This window comes from Salinibacterium sp. dk2585 (assembly GCF_008001035.1).
In the GTDB taxonomy this organism is placed as follows: Bacteria; Actinomycetota; Actinomycetes; order Actinomycetales; family Microbacteriaceae; genus Homoserinimonas.
Genome location: NZ_CP042856.1, coordinates 226834 through 238801, shown reverse-complemented (window position 1 = coordinate 238801; position 11968 = coordinate 226834). Strand labels below are relative to the sequence as shown.

The window sequence follows — 11968 nt, the reverse complement described above, 5'->3', positions numbered from 1 at the left end:
CACAGTGGAATCACTCACCAACATGACCGTTGCCATCACAGGGTCCGGACAGGGCATCGGCCTCGCCATGGCACACCGGCTCGCCCGCCAGGGCGCCAACATCGTCGTGAGCGACATCGACGAGCAGAAGGCCGAGGAGGCAGCCGCCCAGGTGCGTTCCGCGACGGGCGCCTCGACACTCCATGTGCGGGCGGACGTGACGGTCGCCGACGACACGAGCTCCCTCGTTGCGGCTGCGGTCGAGGAGTTCGGCAGCCTCGAGATGATGGTCTGCAACGCGGGCATCGTGCAGGTCAAGCCGTTCCTTGAGGTCACAGCCGACGACTGGAACCGCACGATGAACGTCAACGTGACCGGCACGCTGCTCACCATGCAGGCGGCCGCCCGACAGATGCTCTCGCAGGAGCCCATGGCGGCAGGACGACCGAAGGGCAAGATCGTCGCAATGGCGTCGATCGCGGGACGCTACGCGGCCGGCCCGATGGCGCCCATCATTCCCCACTACCGCGCGAGCAAGGCAGCCGTCATCAGCCTCACGCACAGCGCATCCGCAAGCCTCGCGCCGCACATCACGGTCAATGCGATCTGCCCGGGACTCGTCGAGACCGACATGTGGAAGCTCATCGACGAGCAATGGTCTGCCGTGGAAGGTTGGGAGACCGGCACGGCGTGGAAGACCCGCACCTCAGCCGTGCCGCTCGGGCGGCCGCAGACGAGCGACGATGTTGCAGGCCTCGCCGCCTTCCTCGCCTCCCAAGCTTCCGACTACATGACGGGCCAGTCGATCAACATCGACGGTGGCCTCACCGTCGGCTGACCACCCCGACGCCGAAGAAGGAACAGGATGACCAACGCAGCTCACCTTCGCACACTGCTCAGCCAGGGCCTCGTACAGGCCCCGGGAGCAGCCGACCCACTCACTGCGCGCCTCGTGCGCCAGGCCGGCTTCGACGCCGTCTACATGACCGGCTTCGGGGTGACCGCTGCACGACTGGGCATGCCTGACCTCGGCCTCCTCACCCAGACCGAGATGGCGGATGCCGCGCGCAACATGGTGCGCGCGGCCGGCATCCCGGTGATCGCCGATGCCGACAACGGCTACGGCGGTCCGTCGAATGTCGAGCGCACGGTGCACGAGTACATCCAGGCGGATGTCGCGGCGCTCCACCTCGAAGACCAGACGAGCCCCAAGCGCTGCGGCCAGTTGGCGGGTGTGCACCTCATGGAGGACTTCCGTGCCGCGCGCCACATCGCGGCGGCCGTCGACGCCCGGGGCGACCACGACCTGCTCATCATCGGGCGGACCGACGCACTCGGCGTTGAGGGACTCGACGTTGCGCTCGAGCGAGCCCGTCGCTACCAGGACAGCGGAGCCGACCTTCTTTTCATCGACGGCGTCAAGACGCTTGCCCAGGCCGAGGCCATCGGCACGAAGCTCGAGGGACCCAAGGTCATCGCCCTCATCACGGGCACAGAAGCGGCCAGCCTCACGATCGATGACGCCCGCGACCTCGGATACTCCATCGTGCTGCACCCGCTCGACGCACTCTTTGCGGCGACAGAGGCAGCGGCATCCGCCCTTGCGACGCTCCGAAGCACGGGCTTCAGCAATGCGGCGGCCTCGTTCAGCTACGACGACTTCATGAACGTCGTCAACCTCGGGCATCACGAGTACATGGACGACACCTACGGGTCTTGAGGGGCCGCTGGCAAGGCATCCGAAGCCCTACGATTGAGACCATGTCGAAAGTTCTCACAAGCCTGCCCGTCGGCGAGCGCGTCGGTATCGCCTTCTCGGGCGGACTCGACACCTCGGTAGCTGTCGCCTGGATGCGCGACAAGGGCGCCGTGCCCTGCACCTACACGGCAGACATCGGGCAGCCAGACGAACCCGACATCGAGGGCATCCCGGGTCGCGCCAAGGAGTACGGCGCCGAGATCGCCCGCCTGGTCGACTGCCGCACCCCGCTCGTTGAGGAGGGCCTCGTCGCCCTGCAGTGCGGCGCGTTCCACATCCGCAGCGCAGGCAAGACCTACTTCAACACGACCCCCCTCGGGCGCGCCGTCACCGGAACCATGCTGGTGCGTGCCATGAAGGAGGACGGCGTCGACATCTGGGGCGACGGCTCCACCTACAAGGGCAACGACATCGAGCGGTTCTACCGCTACGGCCTGCTCGCCAACCCGCGCCTTCGCATCTACAAGCCCTGGCTCGACCAGCAGTTCGTCGAGGAGCTCGGCGGCCGCAAGGAGATGAGCGAGTGGCTGCAGGCGCACGACCTGCCGTACCGCGCATCATCCGAGAAGGCCTACAGCACCGACGCCAACATCTGGGGTGCCACCCACGAGGCCAAGAGCCTCGAACAGCTCGACACCGGCTTCGAGATCGTCGAACCCATCATGGGCGTCGCGTCCTGGCGTGAAGACGTCGAGATCACGACCGAAGACGTCACGATCACCTTCGACGGCGGCCGCCCCGTCGCCATCAACGGCACCGAATATGCGGATGCTGTCGCCCTCGTCCTCGAGGCGAACGCAATCGGTGGCCGCCACGGCCTCGGCGCATCCGACCAGATCGAGAACCGCATCATCGAGGCCAAGAGCCGCGGCCTCTACGAGGCCCCCGGCATGGCACTCCTCCACATCGCCTACGAGCGCCTGCTCAACGCGATCCACAACGAAGACACCGTCGCGAACTACCACAACGAGGGCCGCCGCCTCGGGCGCCTCATGTATGAGGGACGCTGGCTCGACCCGCAGTCGCTTATGCTGCGCGAGTCGATCGTGCGCTGGGTCGGCTCCGCCGTCTCCGGCACCGTCACGCTGCGCCTGCGCCGCGGCGACGACTACACGATCCTCAACACGGAGGGTCCCGCGCTCAGCTACCACCCCGACAAGCTGTCGATGGAGCGGGTGACGGATGCCGCCTTCGGCCCCGAGGACCGCATCGGCCAGTTGACCATGCGCAACCTCGACATCGCCGACTCGCGCGCACGCCTCGAGCAGTACACTGCCCAGGGCATCGTCTCGGGCGAGACCGCCAAGCTGATGGGACAGCTCGAAGAGGGCGGCGCCGACGAGATCGCCGGTGGCGAGGGTGGCGACACCGAGGGCGAGCAGGCCCTCGACCGGGCGGCCTTCGACGCCGGCACCGACTGACGCATCCCACCCCGGGAGGGCCCGCTCGCGCTTCGGCGTGGCGGGCCTCCCGTGTTTCCGCGGGCGCGCACCCCTGCTCCCGCCCCCCACCGCTGCCGCTGCAGTTTCCGCCGCGCGCTACAGCAACTTCTGTGGCGCGAAGGCAAAAACTGTAGCCCTCGAGCACCGCGACCGCGACCGCAGGCACGCGCCACGCCACGCCGCCCGCACCCGTTCGAGAGCCTGCCGCGAGTCCGCCCGCGCTGGCAGGATGGGCGGACATCCCGAGACAACGGAGTCACCCATGCGCAAGCGCACCGTCGCGCTCATCATCGTCGCGAGCATCCTGATCGTCGCCGTCGGCGGCGTGTACTGGTTCGGGCGGAGCCTGTTCCATGAGCCGAGCGCGCAGGGCGTCGACTCGGTGATCGGCGAGGTGGGCGGCACGCGGGTCGTCGGGATCTTCGCGCATCCGGATGACGAGCAGACCGTCAACGGTCTCTTCACCCGCGCGAAGACGCACGATGACGCGTACACGTACATGGTCACGGCGACGCGGGGCGAGGCGGGCACACAGGTGCCCGTCGTCGCACGGCAGAAGGACCTCGGCACGGTGCGGATGGCCGAGTCGCTCAAGAACAGCTTCAACATGGGCGTCGACGGCCACGAGGTGTGGGACTACCCGGATGGCGGGGTGCCGCAGTCCGAGGAGGAGGAGCTCGTCGAGCGCGTTGCCGACGTGCTGCGCCAGCAGAAGCCGGATGTTGTGGTCGCCTTCTGGCCCGAAAGCGGAGCCACCGGCCACAAGGATCACATGGAGATGGGCCGCATCACCGAGTTGGCGATCCTCCAGGTCGCGGAAGACGACGGTGCATACACGGGCCCCAGCCACGTCGTCTACACGATCAGCCCCACCAAGGCGCTCACCATGTTCGGCGGGGATGCGGGAGCGTTCGTTGCCGAGAACCAGCCCGAGCCGACCCACTCGATGCCCGCCGAGGTGCAGAAGAAGCACGAGGGCTGGGCCATCCACGCTTCGCAGGAGAACTACATGCAGGAGACCTACATCCTGCCCACCTGGCTCATCTACGCCCTCTGGGACAGCGAGTTCTACTCCGTGCGCGACCTCGCGGAGGACCCGCTCGACTGAGGCGACCGCCGCAACGCCGCCTGCGAGCGTCGGACGGCCAGCACCACGACGGATGCCGCAGCCGCAAGCACGGCGGCATACAGGGCGAGGCCTGCCGTCGCCGAGAAATCGGTGCGCAGCGCGGCGAAGCCGACCGCGAGCATCCACGGCGCCGCAAGCACCACGGCGAAGACTGCCGCATGCGGTCGGCGGATGATGCCCAACACGACCGCGGCAGCGAGCGTCCCGAGGACGATCCACTCAATGGGTGAGCTGTGCAGCAGCCAGAAGGCTCGCTCCCAGACTTCGACATGCCTGATGCTTCCCGTCGTCTGCACGATGACGACACAGATCGCGGTCGCGTAGCCGAGCGCCATGGCCATCTTGGCGCGGCGCTCGGGCACCCCCAGCAGCGCGCCCACCGCGAGCATCATGAGCACGCCGAGTGTGGTCGTCATGGGCCCGCTCCACACGTCGCCCTGCACCCAGTTGGCGGCGCGGAGGAGCGGCGCCGCGATGGCGGCGACTCCCAGCATCCACCGCATAGCGACGCGGCGACGCAACAGGAAGAGGACGTAGGCGAACGGCCAGAGTCCATAGACGAGGACACCGGGGTCACGGAATGGCCCGAACGCAGAGCCGCCAGCGATGGGCTCCGTGACCCACGGCGCCCAGGAGTAGACGAAGAGGAACGTGATGGCCAGCACAGTGCCAGTCGCGAGCGAGACGGTGGCGATCATGTCCCGCACAGCGAGGGGCAGCAAGCCGGATGCTCGCGCGGCGAGACCGGTCACCGCGAGGTTCAGCAGCTCGCCCCGACCGGGCGTTGCGCGCCCCTCCGCGTCGGCCCCATCCAACAAGGTTGAGAGCACGACCTCCTCGTGCCGCGCGCGCCACTGCGCCGGGTACCAGCGCAGTGCTCGGCGGTAGCGCTGTTCGAGTGCCGCGCTCATGCGCCGGCCCCCGCGATCGCGACACCACGGCGGGCAAGACTCTGGCGCGCCTGCCGCGCGTTCCGCTCCAGTCGGCCGACCTCCTCGGCGAGGTCGCGCGCACCGGCATCCGTCAACTCGTAGTACCGGCGGAGTCGTCCGTCGACCACCTCTTCACCCGCCTCCGCCACGCGGCCCTGCTCCTGCAGCCGGTCGAGGGCCGCATAGAGCGTGCCGACCTTGACGGCGACCCGCCCTCCCGAGAGGGTGGCCGCGCCGGCGATGAGGGCATAGCCATGCTTTCGCCCCTCTGCGAGCGCAGTGAGGATGAGAAAGGTGGGTTCGCGCATCTCTGCCATGGGGCGAGCATACTCAATCGCTCGATATATATCGAGCGTCTATCTGCGAACGTATGAATGAGCGAAGGGGGCGCACGCGCGCCGCCAGGTGTCGAGGGCGCGGCAGACAGCGAGACCCGCGGAGCCACAAGACGCGAGCCACGAACTGCGAGCCGCGCTACCCCGCGAGCAGCGACCCCGTCAGCGGTTCGCCCGAGGTGCGGCTGACGAAGCATCCGTAGCTGCGGTCGCCGTTCGCCCACTCGGTGGCATCGCCCGCGTAGGTGAGCTGCCACTCGAGGTCGGTGATGGCGGATGCCGCGTCGAGGTCGAGCAGTTCGCCCGCGTCGCACAGCGTGGTCGTGAGCCCCTGCCAGCCCTCGGCGTCGAGGTACACGGTCACCTCAGGGCCGACCTGCCCGCCGTAGAGAAACTGGCCGGCGTGGGGCGCGTCGCACTCGACGACCGTGAACTCTTCGGCCCACACGCTGTCCATGGGGTCGAGGCATTCGCCGCCCTGCAGCGCGGTCCAGGGGTGCACGCCCGGCTCGAGCGCGGTGACGGATGCCTCGGCTCCCGCGCCGTCGGCGGTCGCCGCATCCGGGCCGCCGCCGAGCGTGGTGCCGAGCGCGTAGAGTCCCACGAGGAGCAGGGTGAGGGCTGCTCCGCCGCCGACGCCGACGAGCACGCGGGCGCGCATGCCGAGGCGCGTCCAGAGACTCCCGCTGGGTTGCGGGGCCACCGCGCTGCCCGCTGCTGTGGGGCTGGTGCCGGTTGCCGGGGCCGCATCTGTGAGCGGCGTGACCGGCATTGCCACGGTCTCCTCACCGGAGGGAGCTCCGGATGCCTGGACAACGGTCATCGCGACAGTCGCCGACAGGCGGTCATGCACAGGCCCGCGCTCTTCGCCGACAGTGGGCATCGCCACGGTGGGCGAGAAGCGGTCGTGAATGGGCCCACGCTCCTCCTCCACAACCGGCATCGCCACGGTGGGCGAGAGGCGGTGGTGGACGGGCGCGGGCTCCTCCGCGGGAAGCGGAAGGTCCGGCGTCACCACCCTCACGGGCGCGGTGGGTGGCGGCGCAACGAAGGGGTTGATGCTGTCGTCGTATTCGCGGAACTTCTCGGCGCCGAAGAGGTCATCGAGCCCGCCGCCGGCGGCTTCATCCTCCTCGCGCTTGCCCACGGGCTACTCCTTCGTGAGGCCCAGGTCGCCGAGCGTGATGGCCGCGTAGTACGGGTAGCCAGCCTTCTCGATGATCTCCTTGGCACCCGTGTCCCGGTCGACGACGACCGCGACGCCAGCGATGATCGCGCCAACCTTCTCGAGCGCTTCGGCCGCCTTGAGCGGGGAGCCACCCGTCGTAGAGGTGTCTTCCAGCACGATGACGCGCTTGCCCGTGACATCCGGCCCCTCGACCTGGCGGCCGCGACCGTGGTCCTTGGGCTCCTTGCGCACGACGAAGGCGTCGTAGGCGGCACCACGTGCGGCACCCTGGTGGAGCACAGCAGATGCGATGGGGTCAGCCCCCATGGTGAGGCCACCGACGGCCGACACATCCGGGATATCGGCGATCAGGTCGAGCATGACCTGGCCGATCAGCGGGGCGACGCGGTGGTCGAGGCTCACCTTGCGCAGGTCAACGTAGTAGCTCGCCTTCTTGCCGCTCGTGAGGGTGAAGTCCCCGTGGAAGACCGCGTCGGTCTTGATGTACTCAATGAGCTGCTGCCTGGCATCCGTCACCCGGCGATTGTATCGGGGTTCACGCGCCTTGTAGGCAGCCGTGGTAGGCCCGACGCATGTGGTTCGACAACTGGTCTGACATCATCCGCACCCTCCTGGTCGGCACAGCCGCGTACGTCGGCCTCATCGTCGTGCTCAGGGTCACCGGCAAGCGCACCCTCAGCCAGCTGAACACCTTCGACTTCATCGTGACCGTCGCGATCGGGTCAACCCTCGCCACGATCCTGCTCAGCGTCGATGTGTCGTGGGCGGAGGGGATGGTGGCGCTCGCCCTCCTCGCCGGGTTGCAACTGGTCGTGGCGCTGCTGTCGGCGCTCTGGCCGCCCATGCGTTCGTTCTTCACGGCCAGCCCCGTGCTCCTTGTCTGCGATGGTGAATACCGCGACGAGGCGATCCGGCGAAACCGCCTCACCCGTTCCGAGGTGCGTCAGGCCATCCGCGGCACCGGCACAGGTGACGTGTCACGGGTGGCAGCGGTCGTGCTGGAGACCAACGGCAAACTCAGCGTCATCACCTCCGACAGCATGGGCGACGGCTCGGCCCTCGAGGGGGTCAAGCCGAGCCGCTGAAGCCCCGTGCAGGCGGTCAGTCATGCTGCGGGAAGCCCAGGTTGATGCCGCCGTGCGAGGGGTCGAGCCAGCGCGACGTCACGGCCTTCTCGCGCGTGAAGAACGCGATACCTGACGGACCGTAGGCCTTGGCGTCACCGAAGAGCGAGTCCTTCCACCCGCCGAAGGAGTGGTAGGCGACGGGCACCGGGATGGGCACATTGATGCCGACCATGCCCACCTGCACCTCGTTTTGGAAGCGACGCGCCGCCCCACCGTCGTTCGTGAAGATGGCGGTGCCGTTGCCGTACTGGGAGTCGTTGATGATGGCGAGGCCCTCGTCGTAGGAGGCGACGCGCACGATCGACAGCACGGGGCCGAAGATCTCGTCCCGGTAGACGGCCGACTCGGTCGAGACCTTGTCGAAGAGGGTCGGTCCGAGCCAGAAACCGGATGCCTCGCCATCGACCTCCACGCCGCGCCCGTCGACCACGACGGTCGCCCCGTCGTTTTCGGCGACGTCGATGTAGGAGGCGACCTTGTCGCGGTGCGCCTCCGTGATGAGCGGGCCCATGTCGCATCCGCGCATTCCGTCGCCGACCTTGAGGCCCTGCATGCGGGAGGTGATGCGGGAGATCAACTCGTCGGCGACAGGTTCGACCGCGAGGATGACGCTGATCGCCATGCAACGTTCGCCCGCCGAACCGAAGCCGGCGTTGACGGCGGCATCCGCGGCCAGGTCGAGGTCGGCATCCGGCAGCACCAGCATGTGGTTCTTGGCACCGCCGAGGGCCTGCACCCGCTTGCCATGCGATGACGCGGTCTCGTAGATGTACTTGGCGATCGGGGTGGAGCCGACGAAGGAGATGGAGGCGACATCCGGGTGCTCCAGCAGCGCATCGACCGCCTCCTTGTCACCGTGGACCACGTTGAACACGCCCGCCGGCAGGCCGGCCTCGGCGAGCAGCGATGCCATCCAGTTCGCCGCCGAGGGGTCTTTCTCGCTCGGCTTCAGCACGACCGTGTTGCCTGCCGCGAGCGCGATCGGGAAGAACCAGAGGGGCACCATGGCAGGGAAGTTGAAGGGGCTGATGATGCCCACCACGCCAAGTGGCTGTCGCAGCGTGTAGACGTCGACCCCCGTGGAGACGTTCTCGCTGTAGTCACCCTTGAGCAGGTGCGGCATGCCGAGCGCGAACTCGACGACCTCGAGGCCGCGCGCGATCTCGCCGAGCGCATCCGAGGTCACCTTGCCGTGCTCGGAGGTGAGGATGTCGGCCAGCTCGCCCTGCCGCTGGTTGAGCAGCTCGCGGAAGGTGAACAGGATGCCCTGCCGCTTGGCGAGCGATGCGGCCCGCCACGCGGGGAAGGCCTCGCGCGCGGCAGCGACGGCGGTGTCGACATCCGCAACGCTCGCAAGTCGCACAGTCTTGCTGACCTCGCCGCGGGCGGGATTGAAGACAGGCGAGGTGCGCGGGGAGGTGCCCTCGGCGTCGGCCCCGTTGATCCAGTGGTTGAGCGTGATGGTCATTGTGGTTCCTTTGTTCGAAGAAAGCGTGGGGGTCTCGATATGGCCCTGGCGGGCCTACTCAACCCGCGGTACCGACGAGGGCGAGCACCTCGTCGTAGATTGCGACGGCCTCCGCCACCTCGTCATCAGTGACGACGCAGGGGGGCACGACGTGGATGCGGTTGTCTTGCACGATCGCGAGCAGCCGGCGGGCAAGTAGTTCGCTCTTGATGCGGCCCATAGCCTCCGCGGGCAGGGGTTCGCGGCTCTCCCGCTCGGCGACGAGCTCGATCGCCCAGAAGACGCCCTCGCCGCGCACCTCGCCGACGATCGGATGCTTCTGCGCGAGTGATTCGAGCGCCGGCCGGATCGCTTCCTCACCGATGCGGGCGGCGTTGTCGACGATGCCCTCGCGCTCCATCGCGTCGAGCGCGCCGATGATCGACGCCATTGCGAGCGGATGCCCGCTGTAGGTGAGCCCGCCGGGAAAGACGGTGTCGTCGAAGTCGGCGGCGATCTCGTCGGAGATGATCACGCCCCCGACCGGCACGTAGCCGGAGTTGACCCCTTTGGCGAAGGTGATCAGGTCGGGCACGACGTCGTAGCCGTCGAACGCGAACCAGCGGCCCGTGCGGCCGAAGCCCGCCATGACCTCGTCGAGGATCAGCACGATGCCGTAACGGTCGCAGAGCTCCCGCACGCCCGCCAGGTAGCCGGGGGGTGGCGGCAGGATGCCCGCGGTTCCCGGCACCGTCTCGAGCAGGATCGCCGCGATCGTTTGCGGTCCCTCGCCCTGGATGGTGCGTTCGAGGTGCCGCAGTGCCCGCTCCGATTCCTGCTCGGGCGTCGTTGCCCAGAACTCGGAGCGGTAGAGGTAGGGCCCCCAGAAATGCACGTGTCCGCGGGCGTACTGGTTGGGCATCCGCCGCCAGTCCCCCGTCGCGACGATCGCCGCACCAGTGTTGCCGTGGTACGAACGGTAGGTCGAGAGCACGGTGTCGCGCCCCGTGTGCAGGCGGGCCATGCGGATGGCGTTCTCGTTGGCATCCGCACCACCGTTGGTGAAGAACACCTTGTTGAAGCCCTCGGGCGCCCGCGCGACGATGCGCTGGGCGGCCTCCCCGCGGGCAAGATTGGCGGTGGCGGGGGCGACCGTCGTGAGCTGGCGCGCCTGCTCCACGATTGCCGCGATGACCGCCGGATGCTGGTGCCCAATGTTGAGGTTGATGAGCTGGCTCGAGAAGTCGAGGTAGGTGGTGCCCTCGTCATCCCAGGCGCGGGTCCCTGAGCCTCCCGTGATGACGAGCGGCGCGAGGGCGCCCTGCGCAGACCAGGAGTGGAAGACGTGGGCGCGGTCGAGCGCGACGATGCGCTCATTTGGGATGCTGGTGCGGTCGTTCATGGGGGTCACGCCTGCTTTCTGTTGACGTTGGTGGCCGGGCGGCCGAGGAGTGCTCGACCGCCCGGCCGGTGCTTGCTAGGCGCCGCCCTCGAGCAGCTCGACCTCGATGGCTTCGAAGTCGTCTCCCTTCACGTCGACGCCTTCCTCCTCGAGTTCGGCGAGTGCCTGCTCGATGTATTCGTTGGTCCACGCGGTGGCGGGCGGTTCCTCGGTGATGAGGCTCGCGCCGGTCTCGTTGGTGGCGCTCAGCGCTGCCGCGACAGTCGCCTCGAATGCGGCTTCATCGATGTAGCCGATGCCGTTCTCTGCCGGCCAGATGAGCTTGTTGGTCTCGTTAACCATCCACAGCTCGTGGCTCGGGCCCCAGCCGGAACCGGCGTTGATGGTCATCTCCGAGGCCTCCTCGGGGTTGTCGGCGGCGTAGGCCCAGCCCTTGATGACGGCCTTGAGGAAGGCGACGGTCGTCTCCTGATACTCCTCGTCGCTCTCGAGACGCTCGGTGTCGGCCCAGATGGCGTCCTGCAGCATCGCGCCGACGGTGTCCTCGTAGCTGATGACGGTGAAGTCCTCCGGCGTGTAGAGCTCGCCCGTGTCGGGGTTGACCGCTTCGAGCAGCTGCGCGTACTCGTTGTAGGTCATCGCCTGGGCTGCATCGATGTCGCCCGAGAGGAAGGCGTTCATGTTGAAGTCCTGCGTGATGATCTCGACGGTCGTCGAGTCGAGCCCCTCCTCCGCCATCGCAGCGAAGATCTCCCACTCGTTGCCGAAGCCCCAGCTGCCGATCTTCTTGCCCTCGAAGTCGGCGACCGAGTCGATGCCGGAGTCGGCCCACGACACCTGCAGGGTGCCGGAGCGCTGGAAGATCTGCGCGATGTTGGTCACGTTGGCGCCAGCCTCGATCGAGCCGAGCACCTTCGGCACCCACGCGACCGCGTAGTCGACGTCGCCGTTGGCGAGGGCATCCTGCGGCACGATGTCGCCACCACTCGGGATGATCTCGACGTCGAGGCCTGCCTCCTCGAAGAAGCCCTGCTCGTCTGCCGCGAAGTAGCCAGCGAACTGCCCCTGCGGCAGCCACTGCAACTGCAGCTTCACCTCGGTGAGCTCGTCGCCCCCCGTGTCGGAATCGGTGTCGCCCCCGGCGGCTGAGCAGGCCGAGAGTACGAGCCCTGCCGCGAGTGCTGTCGCGGCGATGCTCGCCGCACGACGTGTGCTGTGGTTCATGTC

At 68.1% G+C, this 11968-nt stretch carries 12 protein-coding genes; 5 read left to right on the top strand and 7 right to left on the bottom strand.

What is annotated here, in order from left to right; genetic code table 11:
- Nucleotides 1-4: 4 nt before the first annotated feature.
- From FVA74_RS01220 to FVA74_RS01205, 4 genes are all read left to right on the top strand, one after another.
- The gene (locus tag FVA74_RS01220; protein ID WP_206022640.1) at nt 5-817 is read left to right on the top strand and encodes a glucose 1-dehydrogenase; all 813 of its coding nucleotides are present in this window, start codon (nt 5-7) and stop codon (nt 815-817) included.
- A 27-nt stretch (nt 818-844) separates the two neighbouring features.
- Entirely contained in the window at nt 845-1699 is an 855-nt protein-coding gene (locus tag FVA74_RS01215) for an oxaloacetate decarboxylase (RefSeq protein ID WP_147719965.1), read from the top strand.
- A 41-nt stretch (nt 1700-1740) separates the two neighbouring features.
- The gene (gene argG / locus FVA74_RS01210) at nt 1741-3159 is read left to right on the top strand and encodes an argininosuccinate synthase (RefSeq protein WP_147719964.1); all 1419 of its coding nucleotides are present in this window, start codon (nt 1741-1743) and stop codon (nt 3157-3159) included.
- Between the two features lie 283 nt (nt 3160-3442).
- Nucleotides 3443-4288: a PIG-L deacetylase family protein gene (locus FVA74_RS01205; RefSeq protein ID WP_168220009.1), complete on the top strand. Its 846-nt coding sequence runs from the start codon at nt 3443-3445 to the stop codon at nt 4286-4288.
- Here FVA74_RS01205 and FVA74_RS01200 read toward each other — a convergent pair.
- The 4 genes from FVA74_RS01200 to pyrE all read right to left on the bottom strand — a co-directional run bounded on the left by FVA74_RS01200 (nt 4249) and on the right by pyrE (nt 7281).
- Nucleotides 4249-5220 carry a hypothetical protein gene (locus FVA74_RS01200; RefSeq protein WP_147719962.1) on the bottom strand — a complete coding sequence of 324 codons (972 nt, stop codon included), beginning with the start codon at nt 5218-5220 and terminating at the stop codon, nt 4249-4251. The two genes, FVA74_RS01205 and FVA74_RS01200, sit on opposite strands and share 40 nt — an antisense overlap.
- On the bottom strand, nt 5217-5558 hold the full coding sequence (locus FVA74_RS01195; RefSeq protein WP_206022639.1) for a PadR family transcriptional regulator: 342 nt from the start codon (nt 5556-5558) through the stop codon (nt 5217-5219). Before FVA74_RS01195 ends, FVA74_RS01200 begins: the two co-directional genes overlap by 4 nt.
- Before the next feature lie 157 nt (nt 5559-5715).
- The gene (locus tag FVA74_RS01190) at nt 5716-6723 is read right to left on the bottom strand and encodes a hypothetical protein (protein WP_147719961.1); all 1008 of its coding nucleotides are present in this window, start codon (nt 6721-6723) and stop codon (nt 5716-5718) included.
- A 3-nt stretch (nt 6724-6726) separates the two neighbouring features.
- A complete protein-coding gene (gene pyrE, locus FVA74_RS01185) occupies nt 6727-7281 on the bottom strand; it encodes an orotate phosphoribosyltransferase (RefSeq protein ID WP_147719960.1) in 555 nt (184 codons plus the stop codon).
- Between the two features lie 56 nt (nt 7282-7337).
- Between pyrE and FVA74_RS01180 the strand changes: the two genes are divergently transcribed.
- Nucleotides 7338-7850 carry a DUF421 domain-containing protein gene (locus FVA74_RS01180; protein ID WP_147719959.1) on the top strand — a complete coding sequence of 171 codons (513 nt, stop codon included), beginning with the start codon at nt 7338-7340 and terminating at the stop codon, nt 7848-7850.
- 16 nt (nt 7851-7866) lie between these two features.
- Here FVA74_RS01180 and FVA74_RS01175 read toward each other — a convergent pair whose 3' ends face one another.
- The 3 genes from FVA74_RS01175 to FVA74_RS01165 all read right to left on the bottom strand — a co-directional run bounded on the left by FVA74_RS01175 (nt 7867) and on the right by FVA74_RS01165 (nt 11965).
- Nucleotides 7867-9360, bottom strand: a complete 1494-nt coding sequence (locus FVA74_RS01175) for a CoA-acylating methylmalonate-semialdehyde dehydrogenase (RefSeq protein WP_147719958.1) — start codon at nt 9358-9360, stop codon at nt 7867-7869.
- A gap of 58 nt (nt 9361-9418) precedes the next feature.
- Nucleotides 9419-10741, bottom strand: a complete 1323-nt coding sequence (locus FVA74_RS01170; protein WP_147719957.1) for an aspartate aminotransferase family protein — start codon at nt 10739-10741, stop codon at nt 9419-9421.
- A gap of 75 nt (nt 10742-10816) precedes the next feature.
- Nucleotides 10817-11965: an ABC transporter substrate-binding protein gene (locus FVA74_RS01165; protein ID WP_147719956.1), complete on the bottom strand. Its 1149-nt coding sequence runs from the start codon at nt 11963-11965 to the stop codon at nt 10817-10819.
- Nucleotides 11966-11968 lie beyond the last annotated feature (3 nt).